Below are 17,643 nucleotides of genomic sequence, written 5' to 3' on the forward strand. Positions count from 1 at the left end.
TCGTGACCGACGGCCAAAGCACATCCCCCAGCGATCTCTTCGTGATCGGCGGCGGCATCAACGGCTGCGGCATCGCGCGCGATGCTGCGGGGCGGGGCGCCTCTGTGGTGCTGGCGGAAATGGGCGATCTGGCCTCTGCCACCTCGTCCTCGTCGACCAAGCTGTTCCACGGCGGCCTGCGCTATCTTGAATACCTCGAGGTGCGGCTTGTCCGCGAGGCGCTGATCGAGCGCGAGGTACTGCTGCGCGCCATGCCCCACATCAGCTGGCCGATGCGCTTCGTGCTGCCCTACCACCCCGACATGCGCTTCGAGAGCGAGACGCCGATCTCGAAGATGCTGAGCAAGGTCATGCCTTGGATGAAGGGGCGGCGCCCGGCGTGGCTGATCCGCATGGGTCTGTTCATGTACGACAATCTCGGCGGGCGAAAGATCCTGCCGGGCACCTCCACGCTGTCGCTCAAGGGCACGAAAGAGGGCGCGCCGCTGCAAGAGCGGTTCGAGCGCGCCTATGAGTATTCCGATTGCTGGGTCGAGGATTCCCGTCTGGTAGCGCTCAATGCCCGCGACGCCGAGGCGCGCGGTGCTAAGATCATGACCCGCACCAAGGTCACCCACGCGCAGCGCGAGGGCGATCTGTGGCGGGTCGAGACCGAAGACACCGAGACCGGCAAGACCGCCACGCATTACGCCAAGATGCTGATCAATGCGGGCGGGCCGTGGGTCGGCGACATCATTCATGACAAGATCGACCTGCCGTCGCGCGAAGGCGTGCGGCTGGTGCGCGGCAGCCATATCGTCACGCGCAAGCTCTATGATCATGACAAGTGCTACTTCTTTCAGGGCACCGACGGGCGGATCATCTTCGCCATCCCCTATGAGCGCGATTTCACCCTGATCGGCACCACCGACTCCGAGCACAAGGATCCGGCGCAGCGCCCGGTCTGCACGCCGGAAGAGCGCGACTACCTGATCGATTTCGCCAACCGCTATTTCGCCAAGTCGATCTCGAAGGACGATGTGGTCTGGACCTATTCCGGCGTGCGCCCGCTCTATGACGACGGCGCCTCGAGCGCCACGGCGGCGACCCGCGACTATACGCTGAAGGTCGACGCCAAGGACGGCGCGCCGGTGCTCAATGTCTTCGGCGGCAAGATCACCACCTACCGCCGTCTGGCCGAAAGCGCGCTGGAAAAGATCGGCGAGCATATCTCGCTAAGCAAGGGCGCATGGACCGCTGGCGTTCCGCTCGCAGGGGGTGATTTCCCGGTCGACGGCGTCGCGGCGCTGGTGCAAGGATTGCGCGGCAAATATCCATTCCTCAGTGACACTTGGGCGCTGCGTCTCGTGCGCGCCTATGGCACCGAGGCGGAGAAACTGCTGGGAAAGGCAAAAGGCGCGGAGGATCTTGGGAGGGATTTCGGCGCGACGCTCACAGAGGCGGAAGTGATCTGGCTGATGCGGCATGAGTTTGCCCGCACGGCCGAAGATGTGGTGTGGCGACGCACCAAGCTCGGGCTGCGCCTGAGCGAGGAGGAGATCTCGGCACTGGACGGCTGGATGACATCCCGCCGCGAAAGGGCCGACGCCGCCGAATAGCACGGCGGAGACATACGGCGCGGGGAGGAGGACCTTATGTCGCTGGAATTGAAGGGCGTTTCAAAGAACGTCGAGGGGCAGGTGCATATTGCCCCGACGGATCTGACGCTCGAGAACGGCACGATGAACGTGCTGCTTGGCCCGACGCTCTCGGGCAAGACGACGCTGATGCGGTTGATGGCGGGGCTGGATGCGCCGACCACCGGGCGCATCTACTGGGAAGGCAAGGACGTCACCGGGATGCGGGTTCAGGACCGCAAGGTGGCGATGGTCTACCAGCAGTTCATCAACTACCCGTCGATGACCGTCTACGACAACATCGCCTCGCCGATGAAGCTGATGGGCGTGGGCAAGGCCGAGATCGACCGGCGCGTGCGCGAAAGCGCCGAACTGATGAAGCTGACGCCGATGCTGACGCGCAAGCCGTTGGAGCTTTCGGGCGGGCAGCAGCAGCGATGCGCGCTGGCGCGGGCGCTGGTGAAGAACGCGGGTCTGGTGCTGCTCGACGAGCCGCTGGCCAACCTCGATTACAAACTGCGCGAAGAGCTGAGGGTGGAAATCCCAAAGATTTTCGAGGCTTCCGGCTCGATCTTCGTCTACGCGACCACCGAACCCGAAGAGGCGCTGCTGCTCGGCGGCAATACCGCCACGCTGTGGGAGGGGCGCGTCACCCAGTTCGGCCCGACCCCCGAGGTCTACCGCCAGCCTGCCGATGCCACCACGGCACGCGTGTTCAGCGACCCGCCGATGAACTTCCTGCAGATCTCCAAGACCGGCGATCGGCTGATGTTCGGCGATGGCCAGAGCGCACCCGCCGCCGGCAAGCTTTCCGAGCTGCCCGACGGGCGCTACACCGCCGGGTTCCGTCCCAACCATCTGGAGATCCTGCAGCACACGCCCGACGCCCTGCGCTTTACCACCACGCTACAGGTGACCGAGCTGACCGGATCCGAGACCTTCGTGCATCTCGACCATCATGGCGCGCGCTGGGTGGGGCTGGTGCACGGCGTGCACGATCTGGACCTCGGAGCGCCGCTCGATGTCTGGCTCGACCCGCGCCACGTTTACGTCTTTGGCGAAGAGGGCGAGCTTGTCGCCCCCGCCGCCTATGCGCTGGCTGCCTGAGGAGGGGCGAGAATGGCAAAAATCACGCTCGACAACCTCGCGCACAGCTACCTGCCGCACCCCGGCTCGGAGGCGGATTTTGCGCTGAAGGAAATGACCCACGATTGGGACGACGGCGGCGCTTATGCGCTGCTCGGATCCTCGGGCTGCGGCAAGTCCACGCTGCTCAACATCATCTCGGGCCTGCTGACGCCGTCGCAGGGCAGGGTGCTGTTCGACGGTCAGGACATGACCCACGCCCCCACCGCAGAGCGCAACATCGCGCAGGTGTTCCAGTTCCCCGTCGTCTACGACACGATGACCGTGCGCGACAATCTCGCCTTCCCGCTGCGCAACCGTGGCCGCGATGAGAGCTATGTCGCCGAGCGCGTGCAGGAGATCGCCCGGATGATCGGCATGGAGGACCAGCTGCGCCGCAAGTGCAGCGGGCTCACCGCCGACGCCAAGCAGAAGATCAGCCTCGGGCGCGGCATGGTGCGCAAGGACGTCAACGCGCTGCTCTTCGACGAGCCGCTGACGGTGATCGACCCGCATATGAAGTGGGAATTGCGCACCCAGCTCAAGAAGCTGCACCGCGATTTCGGCCACACGATGATCTATGTCACCCACGACCAGACCGAGGCGCTGACCTTCGCCGACAAGGTGGTGGTGATGTACGACGGGCGCGTGGTGCAGATCGGCACGCCCGAGGAACTCTTCGAGCGGCCCGAGCACACCTTCGTGGGCTATTTCATCGGCTCGCCGGGGATGAACGTCATCCCGGCCAAGGTCGAGGGCAGCCGCGCCTATATCAACGGCTCGGATTTCGACCTCGGCGCGGGCTATCGCGCGATGGACGGCAAGGTCGAGATCGGCGTCCGCCCCGAGTTCGCGCGGCTCAGCCAGACAGAGGGGCTGCCGGTCAAGGTGCGCCGGGTCGAGGATGCGGGCCGCCACAAGATCATCCGCGCCGAGTTTTTCGGCCATGACATCAACATCATCGCCGGCGAGGACGAGCGCGTCAGCCCCGACATGAACCGGGTCAGCTTTGACCCCGCGCATGTCAACGTCTACCGCGACGACTGGCGCGTGGCACCGCAGGGGGAGGCGGCCTGATGACCAAGACCTTCAACAACAAGGCGTGGCTGCTGGTGCTTCCGGTGCTGCTGCTGGTCGCCTTCTCGGCGGTGATCCCGCTGATGACGGTGGTGAACTATTCGGTGCAGGACACCTTCGGCAACAACCAGTTCTTCTGGGCCGGGCTCGAATGGTTCGAAGAGATGCTGCATTCCGAACGCATGTGGAATGCGCTTGGGCGGCAGCTGATGTTCTCGGGCATCATCCTCGCCATCGAGGTGCCTCTGGGCATCTTCGTCGCGCTCAACATGCCGAAGTCCGGCTTCTGGGCGTCCTTCTGCCTCGTGCTCATGTCGTTGCCGCTGCTGATCCCTTGGAACGTGGTCGGCACCATCTGGCAGGTCTTTGGCCGCGTCGATATCGGCCTTCTGGGCCGGACGCTGGAAAGCCTTGGCATCGATTACAACTACACGCAAAGCCCGGTCGCGGCATGGATCACCATCGTGGTGATGGATGTCTGGCACTGGACCTCGCTGGTGGCGCTGCTGGCCTATGCCGGTCTCAAATCCATCCCCGACGCCTACTATCAGGCGGCGAAGATCGATCAGGCCAGCCGCTGGAAGGTGTTCCGCTACATCGAGCTTCCGAAGATGGCGGGGGTGCTGATGATCGCCATCCTGCTGCGCTTCATGGACAGTTTCATGATCTATACCGAGCCCTTCGTGGTCACCGGTGGCGGTCCGGGCAATGCCACCACGCTGCTGTCGATCGATCTGGTGAAGATGGCGCTGGGGCAGTTCGACCTTGGTCCCGCGGCGGCCTTCTCGATCATGTATTTCCTCGTGATCCTGCTGATTTCATGGGTCTTCTACACCGTGATGACCAACCTCGACAAAAAGGGGATGTGAGATGAGCATGACCTTTCGAGACAGGCCACAGGGTGCAAGCCGGGCGAGCGCCTGCCCGTGGGATGGCGCCTCCACGTTCGAGGTTGGCGCTTTATCCCGGCCAAATCCGGATGACCTCGACCTCGCGCGCAACAATGACAAAGCGCCAGCCCGCCGGGACGGGCAGGCGCTCGCCCGGCGGCCTTCGGCCTCTGCTCCGGGCGCAGCAAGGAGCCCCGCATGAGCGACGCAACTCTCACCCCCGCCGCCAGCCGCGCGCGCAGCCTGCCGCGCGTGAAGGGCAGCACCATCGTCATGGCGCTCTATCTGCTGTTCCTGTTGCTGCCGATCTACTGGCTGCTGAACATGAGCCTGAAGACCAATACCGAGATCCTCGGCGACTTCACGCTCTGGCCGCGCGATCTGACCTTCGCCAATTACGCCACGATCCTCACCGATCCGAGCTGGTACACCGGCTACATCAACTCGCTGATCTATGTGGTGATGAATACGGTGATCTCGCTCACCGTGGCGCTCCCGGCGGCCTATGCCTTCTCGCGCTATCACTTCATCGGCGACAAGCACCTGTTCTTCTGGCTGCTCACCAACCGGATGGCGCCGCCCGCGGTCTTTGCGCTGCCGTTCTTCCAACTCTACAGCTCGATTGGCCTCTTCGACACGCATATCGCCGTGGCGCTGGCGCATTGCCTGTTCAACGTGCCGCTGGCGGTCTGGATCCTCGAAGGCTTCATGCGCGGCGTGCCCAAGGAGATCGACGAGACCGCCTATATCGACGGCTACAGCTTTGGCGCCTTCTTCGTGAAGATCTTCATGCCGCTGATCTCGTCGGGCATCGGCGTCGCCGCCTTCTTCTGCTTCATGTTCTCCTGGGTCGAGCTGCTGCTTTCGCGCACGCTGACCACGGTGGACGCGAAACCAATCGCCGCAACCATGACCCGCACCGTCTCGGCCTCGGGGCTCGACTGGGGCGTGCTGGCGGCGGCGGGGGTGCTCACCATCATTCCGGGCGCGCTGGTGATTTGGTTCGTCCGCAACTACATCGCCAAGGGCTTTGCCCTGGGCCGCGTCTGAGAGGAGAGCGCAATGGACTGGATGGCATGGACATGGCCCACCGCGGCCTTCTTTCTGACCATCGCGGCGCTGCTGGTGATCTTCACCGTGCTGGCGATCCGCTTCCCCGAGACGCCGCGGCACGGCGTTCTGGGTATAGAGACCACGCGCGGGGATCGGCTCTTCATCACGCTGCTCGGCTCGGCCTTCATCAATCTCGCCTGGCTCGGCCTTGTCGGCCAGGCGCAGCCGGCGGCGCTTGTCGTCTGCCTGATCTACGCGGCGGCGGTCTTTCGCTGGGTCTGAGACCCCGGCCCGGGCAGAGGAGGCCCGGACCGCCACCGCATACGAAAATGGTTCAATAAGGGAGGAAACCATGAACCTGAAAACAACGACAGCCATGGCGCTGGCGCTTGGCCTGCTGAGCGGGCCGGCCTTTGCCGACATGGAGGCGGCCACAGCCTTCCTCGATGCGGAGATCGGCGATCTGTCGGCGATCTCGCGTGAGGATCAGGAAGCCGAAATGCAGTGGTTCGTCGACGCGGCCCAGCCGTTCCAGGGCATGGAGATCAAGGTGGTCTCGGAGACGATCACCACGCATGAATACGAAAGCCAGGTGCTTGCCCCGGCCTTCGAGAAGATCACCGGCATCAAGATCACCCATGACCTCATCGGCGAGGGCGACGTGGTCGAGAAGCTGCAGACGCAGATGCAGTCGGGCGAGAACATCTATGACGCCTATGTCAACGACAGCGATCTGATCGGCACCCATTGGCGCTATCAGCAGGTGCGCAACCTCACAGACTGGATGGAGAACGAGGGTGCCGAGGTGACCAGCCCGACGCTCGATCTCGAGGATTTCATCGGCACCCAGTTCACCACCGCGCCCGACGGCAAGCTCTACCAGCTGCCCGACCAGCAGTTCGCCAACCTCTATTGGTTCCGTTACGACTGGTTCACCGATCCCGAGATCATGGCCGAGTTCAAAGAGAAATATGGCTACGAGCTGGGTGTGCCGGTCAACTGGTCGGCCTATGAGGACATCGCCGAGTTCTTCACCGGCCGGAACATCGACGGGCAGGACATCTTCGGCTCGATGGACTACGGCAAGAAGGACCCCTCGCTTGGCTGGCGCTACACCGACGCGTGGATGTCGATGGCCGGCATGGGCGACAAGGGCGAACCGAACGGCCTGCCGGTCGACGAGTGGGGCATCCGGGTGAACGAGAACTCGCAGCCCGTGGGCGCCTGCATGTCGCGCGGCGGCGCGGCCAACAGCCCGGCGGCGGTCTATGCCGTCGACAAGGCGATCGAGTGGCTCAACAAATACTCGCCGCCCTCGGCCATGGGCATGACCTTCTCCGAGGCAGGGCCGGTTCCGGCGCAGGGCAACATCGCGCAGCAGATGTTCATGTACACCACCTTCGTCGCGTCGCTGGTCGAGCCCGGCCTGCCGGTGATGAACGAGGATGGCACGCCCAAGTGGCGTCTCGCCCCGTCGCCGCATGGCGTCTACTGGGAAGACGGCATGAAGGTCGGCTATCAGGACGTGGGCTCGTGGACGCTGATGAAATCCACCCCCGAAGACCGCGCCAAGGCCGCATGGCTCTATGCGCAGTTCGTCACCTCCAAGACCGTGGATGTGAAGAAGAGCCACGTTGGCCTGACCTTCATCCGCGAAAGCTCGATCCAGGACGAGAGCTTCACCGAGCGCGCGCCGAAGCTGGGCGGCCTCGTCGAGTTCTACCGCTCGCCGGACCGTGTGCGCTGGTCGCCCACGGGCACCAACGTGCCGGACTATCCCAAGCTGGCGCAGCTGTGGTGGCAGAACATCGGCGACGCCATGTCCGGTGCGAAATCGGCGCAAGACGCGCTCGACAGCCTCTGCTCTGACATGGAGAAGGTGATGGAGCGCCTCGAGCGCGCCGGTATTCAGGGAGATCTGGGCCCGGTGATGAACGAGGAGAAAGACGCCGAAGAGTGGCTCTCGATGGAAGGCTCGCCGAAGCCGAAGATCGAGAACGAGCGTGAGGAGCCCAAGACGGTGTCCTACGACGAACTCGTCGCCTCGTGGCAGTGACCTAGATGTGAAGGGGGCGGGGCCTATGCCCGCCCCCTTCTTCTCGTCTTCGCCATGGCGCCGCGGCCCCATCGCCGATACGAGTTGGGTAAGAGACTGATTTGGAGGACATGCTCGTGCATCGACGCCGCGGACCCGCCCGGGATCAAGGCCGAAGGCCGCCGGGCGAGCGCCTGCCCGTCCCAGCGGGCTGGCGCTTTTGCACCGGTGCTCGGCGCTCGGGTGTCGTCCGGACCTGGCCGGGATAAAAGGAAGACCCCAGAAGACGATGCGCCACCCCACGGGCCGGCGCCCGCCCCGCTCAGGACGCACCCAGCACTCACCAACGAAGTCACGGACAGACGCAGACAAAAGGCCAGCAGACCCCATGACCCTCATCCTCGCCATCGACCAAGGCACCACCTCGACCCGCGCGATCCTCTTTGACGACAAGCTGCAGGTCACCGCCTCGGCGCAGGAGGAGTTTCCGCAGCATTTCCCGCAAAGCGGCTGGGTCGAACATGATCCGCTCGATCTGTGGTCCACCACCGCCGCCACCTGCCGCGCGGTGGTCGAGAAAGCGGGCGTCGGCGCGGATGACATCGCGGCCATCGGCATCACCAACCAGCGCGAGACCACGCTGGTGTGGGAAAAGGACACCGGCAAGCCGATCCACAACGCCATCGTCTGGCAGGACCGCCGCACCTCCGAGATGTGCCGCAAACTGCGCGAAGAGGGTTTTGAAGAAACGGTCACCGAAAAGACCGGCCTGCTGCTCGACCCCTATTTCTCGGCGACCAAACTGGCGTGGATTCTCGACCGGGTGGAAGGCGCGCGCGAACGGGCCGAGAAGGGCGAGCTGCTTTTCGGTACGGTCGACAGCTGGCTGGTGTGGAAACTGACCGGCGGCGCGGTGCATGCCACCGACGCCACCAACGCCGCCCGCACCATGCTCTACAACATCCGCGAGGGCCGCTGGTCCGAGGCGATCTGCAAGCGGCTGAACATTCCCACCAAGATGCTGCCCGAAGTGCGCGATTGCGACGCAAACTTCGGCGAGTGCCGCGCCGATCTCTTCGGGCGCCCGATCCCGATCCTCGGTATCGCGGGCGATCAGCAGGCGGCGACGATCGGGCAGGCGTGCTTCCAGCCCGGCATGGTCAAATCCACCTATGGCACCGGCTGTTTTGCCTTGCTCAACACCGGCGACACGCCTGTGGTCTCGCAAAACCGGCTGCTGACCACCATCGCCTATCGCATCGGCGGCAAGACCACCTACGCCCTCGAAGGCTCGATCTTCGTGGCTGGCGCGGTGATCCAATGGCTGCGCGACGGGCTGCAAGTGATCCGCCATGCCGCCGAAAGCCAGCCCTTGGCCGAGGCGGCAGACCCGGCGCAAGAGCTTGTGCTGGTGCCCGCCTTCACCGGCCTTGGTGCGCCTTATTGGAATGCCGACTGCCGGGGCGCGATCTATGGGCTCACCCGCAACTCCGGCCCCGCCGAGTTCGCCCGCGCTGCGCTGGAAAGCGTCGGGTATCAGACCCGCGATCTGATCGAAGCGATGAAGGCCGACTGGAGCGCGGCGCATGGCGACGTGGAGATGGCGGCGCTGCGCGTCGACGGCGGGCTTAGCGCGTCGGACTGGGGCATGCAGTATCTGTCGGATATCCTCGACGCGCCGGTCGAACGGCCAACGGTGCTTGAGACCACGGCCATGGGCGCGGCGTGGCTGGCCGGGCAGAAGGCGGGTCTCATGCCGGGGATGGAAGCCTTTGCAGAGGCATGGGCGCGCGAGGCGCGGTTCGAGCCGCAGATGGAGGCGGCGCTGCGCGAGCGCAAATACGCCGCATGGCGGCGCGCGGTTGCGGCGACCATGGATTTCGGCGCACCGGGCGAGGGAACGGCACCCGCCGAATAACCCCACCGAGCAGTTTTACCTTCCCGCCCCGGAGGCATTCTCTGGGGCGGCTTCATGTTGCGTAATTGTAACATCCCGCGACGCCGTGCGAGCGCCACGATTGAGTTACCTATGGGAAAGTGGTTCGAGACGATGGCCAGCTTTTGCCAGCGACTCCCAGACATCCGAGTAACATCAAACGCCTAGAGAGGATCGCTTATGGCATCCGCACGTGCGCGGCTGGCCTCTGGCACAGCCGTCTTTCTTCTGTCCGCCGTCCCGCTGACCCCGGCACTGGCACAGGACTTCATCCTCGGCGACGACGCGAGCTTCGAGCTTGGGACCATCGTTCTGACCGCCGAGGAACAGATCAAACAGGCCTTGGGCACCTCGACCATCACCGAGGACGACCTGCAAAAGCAGCCGGTCGTCAACGATGTGGCCGAGATCATCCGTAAAATGCCCGGCGTCAACCTCAGCGGCACCTCGCCGTCGGGCCAGCGCGGCAACCAGCGGCAGGTCGACATCCGCGGCATGGGCCCCGAGAACGTGCTGATCCTGATCGACGGCAAGCCGGTGCTGTCGCGCACCTCGGTCAAGCAGGGCCGCTCGGGCGAGCGCGACACCCGCGGCGACACCAACTGGGTGCCCGCCGAAATGGTCGAAAGCATCGAGGTGATCCGTGGCCCGGCGGCGGCCCGCTACGGCTCGGGCGCGGCAGGCGGCGTGGTGAACATCATCACCAAGCAACCCGACGAAGATCTGCTGCAGCTCAGCACCTTCTTCGATGTGCCCGAAAGCAGCAGCGAGGGCATGACCCAGCGCTACAACCTGCTCTGGGCAAAGCGTCTGACCGACACGCTCGGCCTGCGCTTTTCGACCAGCTACAGCAAGACCGATGGCGACGAGACCGACATCAACGAGGCCGAAGCCGAATGTGAGACGGATGAGGAGACCGGCGAGGAAAGCTGCTATTCCGACTCCGGCAACGAGGGCGTGATCAACAAGGACGCCTCGCTGCGCCTCAGCTGGGAGCCCAGCGATATCAACCGTTTCGACGTCGATCTGGGCTGGTCGCGTCAGGGCAATATCTATGCGGGCGACACGCTGCTCGGCAATGGCATCGGCAACGACTCGCGCGAGGATGTGAACGAACTGGCCGAGGATGGCTCCGAGACCAACTCCATGGAGCGTTACACCTTCGGCGTCACCCACAACGGCAGCTACGGCTGGGGTGAGACGATGAGCTATCTGCAGTTCGAGCGCACGATCAACGAGCGCCTGACCGAAGGCGGCGCAGGCGGTGGCGAAGGCGCGATCAACTCGCAGAGCGACTGGGACATCGTGACCCTGAACGCCCTGACGGCAAAGCACGAGAGCTATCTCAACCACAGCACGCTGGGCCGCCCGTCGGCGCTGACGCTGGGGGCCGAGGCGCGCTATGAGACGCTGGACCTCAGCGGCTACAACTCGTTTGCCACGGTTGAATCCGACGACTTCGATCCGGCCAGCGGCGACGAGCTCACCGAACAGGCGACGCTTGGCCTCTATCTCGAAGACAACATCGAGTGGACCGACAAGCTGACGCTGACCCCCTCGGTTCGCCTCGATTACGCCGACACCTTTGGCTACAACTGGTCGGGCGGGCTCAACGCGTCCTATGCGATCAACTCCGCTTGGACGATCAAGGGCGGTGTGGCCAAAGCGTTCAAATCGCCGACGCTCTACCAGTTGGCCGACAACTACGTCTATGTGACCTCGGGCAATGGCTGCCCCTATCCCTATTACCGCAACGGGCCGTGCTATGTGCTGTCGAACCCGGACCTGAAGCCCGAGACCTCGATCAACAAGGAAATCGGCATTCAGTACACCGGCATGAACGGGATGAACGCCACGCTGACCTACTTCCACAACGACTACCGCGACAAGATCCAGTCGGGCACCGAACAGGTCGGCACGGCATCGGTCTATCAGCGCGGCGCGTGGCGGGATGGGCGCCTGTACCAGTGGGAGAACATTCCCCAGTCGCGCGTGCAGGGTCTGGAGGGCAGCTTTGCCACCCCGATCGGCGAGGACTTCAACCTTCGCGTCAACGGCACCTATATGATCGAGTCGGTCCAGCAGCTCGAGCTTGAGGGTGGTGGTTCGGTCGAAGTGCCGCTGTCGCTGGTGCCCGAGTACACGATCAACGCCGCCTTGGACTGGCAAGCGAACGAGCGCATGACGGTGACGCCCTCGCTGACCCACTACGGCAAGATCGAGGCCACGAGCTACAGCGCCACCACGGGCTATGAAGAGGATGACAGCGAGGACCGCGATCCCTACACGCTGGTCAATCTCGGCGTGACCTATCAGTTCGACAACGGCTTTAACCTGAAGGCCGGGGTGACCAACCTCTGCGACACCGAAATCCTGCGCTCGGGCGACGGGGCCAACACCTACAACGAGCCGGGGCGGGCTTATTACTTCGGTCTGACCAAGACCTTCTGAGCTTGCTCAGTTCCCAAGATAGAGCGCCGTCCGGTCCGTCCGGGCGGCGCTTTTTGTTGGCGCTCTGGTGTCGGCGCTTTGCATAGGCGGGCCGTCACCCCCCCCTCGTCCCCCATGCGCGGGACACAAAAAAGGCGGGCCGGAAATCCGGCCCGCCTGATGCGTTGAAGATGACTGCGATCAGTGCGTCGCGTCAGCGCCGCGTACTGCGGCCACGTCGCTTGCGCTTACCGCACCGGCGTCGTTGCCCCAGGCTTTGCGCAGCCATGTCGCCAGCTCGGCCACTTCGTCATCCGACATACGGTCGGCATAGCCCTGCATGCGCAGCGTCATCGGACGCTTGGCCGTGCCCGGCACCTCGGCACCGTTCAGGATCACCGAGATCAGCGGCTTGGTTTCCGAGCCCGTCACCAGATGGTTGTCCTGCAGTTCCGGGAAGATGCCCGGAGCGCCCTTGCCGGTGGCAAAGTGGCAGCCGATGCAGTTGTCGGTGTAGAGACGTGCGCCCAGCGGCATTTCGGGATCCGCCGAGATCAGCATCTCTGCAGTCTCGCGGCCCGCATCATCCGCTTCGGGATCCGGGGTCACGATCGGGCCCGCATCAGCGACGGTCTCGGGGGTCTCGACCTTTGCACCATCCATCCCCTTGAGGAAGGCGGCCATGGCGAGGTTGTCCTCATCGGTCAGATACTGCAGCGAGTGTTCGACCACGAGGCCCATCTCGCCGTTGGCGGCGGAATGCGCGTTGCGGCCGGTGGCAAGGTAGTCCGCCAGTTCGCCCACGCTCCACGCCTGCGGAGCAGAGCCTTCGCCGCGCAGCGCCGGCGCGTTCCAGCCGTCGATGACGCCGCCGGTGAGGAAGCTGTCCTCATCCGCCGTCACACCGTCCTGCGACATGAAGGGCGTACGGGGGCTGTGGCACGCGGCGCAGTGGCCGGGGCCTTCGACGAGATACTGGCCACGGTCCTGCAGTTCGGACGCGCCCACCGGGTTGAACCCGGCGTCATGGGTCAGCGCCAGCCAGTTCCACGCGCGGATGCCAAAGCGCAGGTTGAAGGGGAACTTCAGCTGCGTTTCCTGCACCTCGTTCGACACCGGCTCGACCTCTGCCATGAGGTAGTCATAGAGGGCACGAATGTCCTCTTCCTTCATCAGGCGATAGTTCTCGTAGGGCATCGCCGGATAAAGATGGGTGCCGCCCTTGGCGATGCCGTCGACCATGGCCGCGCGGAAGTCGTCATAGGACCACTCGCCGATGCCGGTCTCGGCGTCGGGGGTGATGTTGGTGGACCAGATGGTGCCCATGGGCGAGGCGATGGCGCGGCCACCGGCAAGCGGCTCGCCACCCTCGGCGGTGTGGCAGGCCACACAGTCCGAGGCATGCATCACATATTCGCCCTGACCGGGTTCGGGCTCCCAGTTGGCAGCCAGTTCCTCAGCCGGTGCGCTACGCTGCACGGGCACGAAGATGAAGGCGAGCAGGCAAACGATGCCCAGAACCACGAGGCCGCCGATAATGCGGAGAAAGGTCTTCATTTACGTTCTCCTCAGACCAGCGGACGGGGGTTCGAGAGGTACTGCGTGCGGATCGCGTGCACCGTGTGATAGGCCAGACCGCCCACAAGCCCGGTCGGGTTGTACTGGGTGTTCTGCACGAAGTTGCCCGCGCCCATGGCGAACACGTTGTGCGCCTTGAAGGTCTGGGAGTAGCGGTTGACCGCGCCTTCCTGCGCGTTCTCGGCCATGATGTGACCACCGGTGTTGTGCGTCGTCTGATAGGGACGCACGTCGTATTGCGCACCGATGTCCTTGAAGCCCGCCTGCATGATGTCGGGGTTCATCGAAGCAGCCAGCGGCTCCATCTTCGACTTCATGAACTGGTTCATCTTCAGGTCGTTGTCCTGCCAGTTGAACGTCATGCGCATCAGCGGACGGCCGTGGCGGTCGGTGTAGGTCGGGTCGAGGTCGAGGTGGTTGTTCGCATAGGACATATGCGAGCCGTGCGAGCCGATCGACATCGCGTGGCCGTACCACTCGCCGATGCCTTCCTTCCAGCCCGCGCCCCAGCTCGGCGTGCCCTTGGGCAGCGGCATGTTGCGGATCGGCTGACCGTTGAACGTGCCCGCGCGCCAGTAAGAGCCGCCGATGAAGCCTTCGGCGCCAAAATCGTTCTGGCTGATCGAGAAGTCATCGATGACCATACCGTTGGCGCCATGGCCGACGAACGGGTTGAACTCGGCGTCCTTGAAGAACATCGAGACGCCACCGTTCATCTGGTAGGCGTAGTTCTTGCCCAGCGTGCCGGTGCCAGTCAGCGGGTTGTAGGCCTCGCCGAGACCCGACAGCAGCATCAGGTGCACGTTGTTGAGCTGGTAGCTCGACAGGATGACGATATCGGCGGGCTGGAACACTTCTTCCTGCGCCGCTTCGTCCCAGTAGGTCACGCCGGTCGCGGTCTTGCCGTCCTCGGCCAGTTCCACGCGCAGCACCTCGGAATTGGTGCGATACTCGAAGTTCGGCATGCGCTTCAGCGCGCCGAGGATCGCCGTCTGCGGCGAGGACTTGGAGTATTGGTAGCAGCCGTAGCGCTCGCAGAAGCCGCAGAAGTTACACGGCCCCATCTGCATCCCATAGGGGTTCACATAGGACGCGGACGCGATGCCTGCCGAGGCCGGGAACGGGTGGTAGCCCATTGCCTTTGCGGCTTCTTGGAACTTTGCCGAGTCGTAGGTGGTCGGCAGCGGCGGCATCGGGAAGTCTTCCGAGCGCCAGCCTTCGAACGGGTTGCCGCCTTCGCGGATCTCGCCGTTGAGGTTGCCCGCGTAGCCGGAGATGCCCGCGACCTTCTCGAACTGGGTGAAGAACGGCTCGAGCTCGTCGTAGCTTACCGGGTAGTCGCGCAGGTTCATGCCCTCGGGAATGATCTGCTCGCCCCAGTTGTCGCGCACGTGGCTGCGCAGTTTCAGCTCAACCTCTTGCGGACGCCAGTTGAGGCCGTTCCAGTGCGTGCCAGCACCGCCAACGCCATTGCCGGGCAGGAAGGATCCAAGCGAGCGGTAGGGCAGCGCGCGTTCGCCGCCGTCGCGGCGCACGGTGACGGTCTGCTGGCTCGGCTTTTGCATCATCTTCAGACGCACGCCGTATTTCAGTTCGTCGATCTGCTGCGGGTATTCGAAGTTGGGGACGGTGCTCTGGTCATGGCCGCGCTCCAGCGCGACGATGTCGAGGCCTTCCTGCGCCAGCTCGATGCCTGCGATCGAACCGGTCCAGCCGAGGCCGACAATGACCACGTCCTTCTTTTTTTCCTGACGTGCCATTCTTATGCCCTTTCGCCGCTGATCGAGACCGGACCAAGCGGGTATTTCACGTTGTGGCGCTCGGGCCATTCCCGATAGGCCGCGCGGGCGCCGGGGAAGCCGATGTAGACCCACGACTGCATGCCTGCGTTGCCGCCGTATTGCGGGTCGGCAAAATAGCCTTCCTTGGTGTTGCTCAGCAGCAGACCCCAAAACTCGCGCAGCTCGTTGGCCAGCGCGACGTCGCCGTTCTGCAGCGAGGTGAGCGAGGCGTCCTGCTGCTCGGGCGAAAGATCGGCAAAGGCCGCGCCATGGGTCTCTTCACACCACGCGTTGAACGCGGGGATCGCCTGACGATAAACCTCGGCGGGGTTCAGCGGCGTCTGCCAGCCACGCGCGGGCTCGGCGGCGGCGTCATGCGGGCCTTCCATGTACCAATCGTCGGCGGTGCCATAATCACCGGCAAGCTGGCGGTCGATAAACACCGGCACACGCGCTTCGATGGCGCCGGGGCCATCGCCTTCGGAGGGGATGAGCCGCGCGGTCGCAGCCATCACAAAGGCCCATTCATCGGCGCTGAGATATTCGCGTTCGTATTGGTCGAGGGAGACGGGCGCCGGGGCTTCTTGCGCAGAGGCAGAGGCGGCGAGACCCGAAAGGGCGACACCGGCGGCGGAGGCTTTGAGAAAGCCCCGGCGGCTCGGGTATCCGGGTAGATCGGTCATTTTGGGGGTGTCCTGCCGGGATTAGGTGGAACAAATGTGCGCTCGCGCGGAGCGACACTTTGCCGCCCTACGCCGCGTCACTTTGACTTTCAAGACGACCGCACCCCGCGCAAAGCCGCTATGCTGTCAGGTCATAAGGTGCTGAACATACGCCACGAAAACGTGACATAGCGCGGCGCGAGGGGATAATCCTTCAAAATGAGGGCCTCTGCACCGGGCAGCATGACACAATTGTTTAGCGCTAAACCACTCTGGTAGGATTCCCGCGCACACTCGGTGTGCGGAAATGCAGAGGTCGCGTTTCCTTGGCGTGACCGCCGCGTTCACCGATCCGGCACGCAGCGTCCCCCTGCGGCAGCGCATCACTGCGGCATATTGGCTCGGAAAAGCAGACGCCGCGGTCAGCAGGGCTGACCGCGGCGCGGAAATCTCTCACAATGAAGGCTGGCGTCAGAAGTCCCAGTCTTCGTCCTCGGTGGCCACGGCCTTGCCGATCACATAGCTCGAGCCCGAGCCCGAGAAGAAGTCGTGGTTCTCGCTGTCCGGGCTCAGCGCGGCCAGAATAGCGGGGTTCACCTCGGCAGCTTCAGGCGGGAAAAGCGCTTCGAAACCAAGGTTCTGCAGCGCCTTGTTCGCGTTATAGTGGAGGAAGGCCTTGACCTCTTCCGTCAGCCCGATGCCGTCATACAGCTCTTCGGTATAGCGCGCCTCGATGTCGTAAAGCTCGAACAGCAGCGAGAAGGCGTATTCCTTCAGCTCGGCCTTGCGCTCCTCGCTCTCGCGCTCCAGCGCGCGCTGGAATTTATAGCCGATGTAATAGCCATGCACCGCCTCGTCGCGGATGATCAGGCGGATGAGGTCGGCGGTGTTGGTCAGCTTGGCACGGCTGGACCAATACATCGGCAGGTAGAAGCCCGAGTAGAACATGAAGCTCTCAAGGAACACCGAGGCGACCTTGCGCTTCAGCGGATCGCTGCCCGCGGCATAGGTCTCGAGCACCGCGCGCGCCTTGGCCTGCAGATGCGGGTTCTCTTCCGACCAACGGAAGGCCTCATCGACCTCGCGGGTCGAGCAGAGCGTCGAGAAGATCGAACTGTAGCTGCGCGCGTGCACCGCTTCCATGAAGGCGATATTGGTCAGCACCGACTCTTCGTGCGGGGTCTGCGCATCGGGCATCATCGCCGGCGCGCCGACGCTGTTCTGGATGGTGTCCAGCAGCGTGAGCCCGGTGAACACCCGGATGGTCAGCCGCTGCTCGGCCTCGGTCAGCGTCGCCCAGCTCTGCACGTCGTTCGACAGCGGCACCTTCTCGGGCAGCCAGAAGTTGACGGTCAGACGGTTCCAGACCTCGAGGTCCTTCTCGTCCTGCAGCCGGTTCCAGTTGATCGCCCGCGGCACGGCGGGGGAGGTGACACTGTCCTTCATCGGATCATCCCATT

Annotated in this window: 13 protein-coding genes; 9 read left to right on the forward strand and 4 right to left on the reverse strand. The window is 64.1% G+C overall.

What is annotated here, in order from left to right:
• The first annotated feature begins 2 nt into the window (after positions 1-2).
• From glpD to G0A00_RS11505, 9 genes are all read left to right on the forward strand, one after another.
• Complete coding sequence (glpD, locus tag G0A00_RS11465) at positions 3-1,598, forward strand: glycerol-3-phosphate dehydrogenase (protein ID WP_164180458.1); 1,596 nt, start codon at positions 3-5, stop codon at positions 1,596-1,598.
• A gap of 36 nt (positions 1,599-1,634) precedes the next feature.
• Entirely contained in the window at positions 1,635-2,723 is a 1,089-nt protein-coding gene (locus G0A00_RS11470) for an ABC transporter ATP-binding protein (RefSeq protein ID WP_164180456.1), read from the forward strand.
• A 12-nt stretch (positions 2,724-2,735) separates the two neighbouring features.
• Positions 2,736-3,818 carry an ABC transporter ATP-binding protein gene (locus G0A00_RS11475; protein ID WP_164180454.1) on the forward strand — a complete coding sequence of 361 codons (1,083 nt, stop codon included), beginning with the start codon at positions 2,736-2,738 and terminating at the stop codon, positions 3,816-3,818.
• Positions 3,818-4,687 (forward strand): carbohydrate ABC transporter permease, encoded by an 870-nt coding sequence (locus G0A00_RS11480; protein ID WP_164180452.1) that lies wholly within the window; start codon positions 3,818-3,820, stop codon positions 4,685-4,687. The genes G0A00_RS11475 and G0A00_RS11480 overlap by 1 nt, the downstream gene beginning before the upstream one ends.
• Positions 4,688-4,906: 219 nt before the next feature.
• A complete protein-coding gene (locus tag G0A00_RS11485) occupies positions 4,907-5,758 on the forward strand; it encodes a carbohydrate ABC transporter permease (protein ID WP_066110055.1) in 852 nt (283 codons plus the stop codon).
• Positions 5,759-5,770: 12 nt separating this feature from the next.
• Positions 5,771-6,043, forward strand: coding sequence for a DUF2160 domain-containing protein (locus G0A00_RS11490; RefSeq protein ID WP_164180450.1), 273 nt, complete (start codon positions 5,771-5,773; stop codon positions 6,041-6,043).
• Between the two features lie 70 nt (positions 6,044-6,113).
• Positions 6,114-7,817, forward strand: coding sequence for an ABC transporter substrate-binding protein (locus tag G0A00_RS11495; protein ID WP_203595348.1), 1,704 nt, complete (start codon positions 6,114-6,116; stop codon positions 7,815-7,817).
• A gap of 367 nt (positions 7,818-8,184) precedes the next feature.
• Entirely contained in the window at positions 8,185-9,714 is a 1,530-nt protein-coding gene (gene glpK, locus G0A00_RS11500; protein ID WP_164180448.1) for a glycerol kinase GlpK, read from the forward strand.
• Positions 9,715-9,912: 198 nt separating this feature from the next.
• Complete coding sequence (locus G0A00_RS11505) at positions 9,913-12,183, forward strand: FepA family TonB-dependent siderophore receptor (RefSeq protein WP_164180447.1); 2,271 nt, start codon at positions 9,913-9,915, stop codon at positions 12,181-12,183.
• A 180-nt stretch (positions 12,184-12,363) separates the two neighbouring features.
• Here the strand turns inward: G0A00_RS11505 and G0A00_RS11510 are convergent, their stop codons facing one another.
• From G0A00_RS11510 to nrdF, 4 genes are all read right to left on the reverse strand, one after another.
• Positions 12,364-13,719 (reverse strand): cytochrome c, encoded by a 1,356-nt coding sequence (locus G0A00_RS11510; RefSeq protein ID WP_164180444.1) that lies wholly within the window; start codon positions 13,717-13,719, stop codon positions 12,364-12,366.
• 11 nt (positions 13,720-13,730) lie between these two features.
• Positions 13,731-15,500, reverse strand: coding sequence for a GMC family oxidoreductase (locus G0A00_RS11515; RefSeq protein ID WP_164180442.1), 1,770 nt, complete (start codon positions 15,498-15,500; stop codon positions 13,731-13,733).
• A gap of 2 nt (positions 15,501-15,502) precedes the next feature.
• On the reverse strand, positions 15,503-16,204 hold the full coding sequence (locus G0A00_RS11520; RefSeq protein WP_164180440.1) for a gluconate 2-dehydrogenase subunit 3 family protein: 702 nt from the start codon (positions 16,202-16,204) through the stop codon (positions 15,503-15,505).
• A gap of 450 nt (positions 16,205-16,654) precedes the next feature.
• Entirely contained in the window at positions 16,655-17,629 is a 975-nt protein-coding gene (nrdF, locus tag G0A00_RS11525; protein ID WP_066110483.1) for a class 1b ribonucleoside-diphosphate reductase subunit beta, read from the reverse strand.
• Positions 17,630-17,643 lie beyond the last annotated feature (14 nt).

Source organism: Salipiger sp. PrR002, assembly GCF_010500775.1.
Taxonomy (GTDB): Bacteria; Pseudomonadota; Alphaproteobacteria; order Rhodobacterales; family Rhodobacteraceae; genus Salipiger.

What these genes read in the sequence shown, in the direction of transcription:
- G0A00_RS11515 (WP_164180442.1), bottom strand. Translation starts at nt 15,500, where the DNA reads ATGGCACGTCAGGAAAAAAAGAAGGACGTGGTCATTGTCGGCCTCGGC.
- nrdF (WP_066110483.1), bottom strand. Translation starts at nt 17,629, where the DNA reads ATGAAGGACAGTGTCACCTCCCCCGCCGTGCCGCGGGCGATCAACTGG.
- G0A00_RS11470 (WP_164180456.1), top strand. Translation starts at nt 1,635, where the DNA reads ATGTCGCTGGAATTGAAGGGCGTTTCAAAGAACGTCGAGGGGCAGGTG.
- G0A00_RS11520 (WP_164180440.1), bottom strand. Translation starts at nt 16,204, where the DNA reads ATGACCGATCTACCCGGATACCCGAGCCGCCGGGGCTTTCTCAAAGCC.
- G0A00_RS11485 (WP_066110055.1), top strand. Translation starts at nt 4,907, where the DNA reads ATGAGCGACGCAACTCTCACCCCCGCCGCCAGCCGCGCGCGCAGCCTG.
- G0A00_RS11510 (WP_164180444.1), bottom strand. Translation starts at nt 13,719, where the DNA reads ATGAAGACCTTTCTCCGCATTATCGGCGGCCTCGTGGTTCTGGGCATC.
- glpK (WP_164180448.1), top strand. Translation starts at nt 8,185, where the DNA reads ATGACCCTCATCCTCGCCATCGACCAAGGCACCACCTCGACCCGCGCG.
- G0A00_RS11480 (WP_164180452.1), top strand. Translation starts at nt 3,818, where the DNA reads ATGACCAAGACCTTCAACAACAAGGCGTGGCTGCTGGTGCTTCCGGTG.
- G0A00_RS11475 (WP_164180454.1), top strand. Translation starts at nt 2,736, where the DNA reads ATGGCAAAAATCACGCTCGACAACCTCGCGCACAGCTACCTGCCGCAC.
- G0A00_RS11490 (WP_164180450.1), top strand. Translation starts at nt 5,771, where the DNA reads ATGGACTGGATGGCATGGACATGGCCCACCGCGGCCTTCTTTCTGACC.
- G0A00_RS11505 (WP_164180447.1), top strand. Translation starts at nt 9,913, where the DNA reads ATGGCATCCGCACGTGCGCGGCTGGCCTCTGGCACAGCCGTCTTTCTT.
- G0A00_RS11495 (WP_203595348.1), top strand. Translation starts at nt 6,114, where the DNA reads ATGAACCTGAAAACAACGACAGCCATGGCGCTGGCGCTTGGCCTGCTG.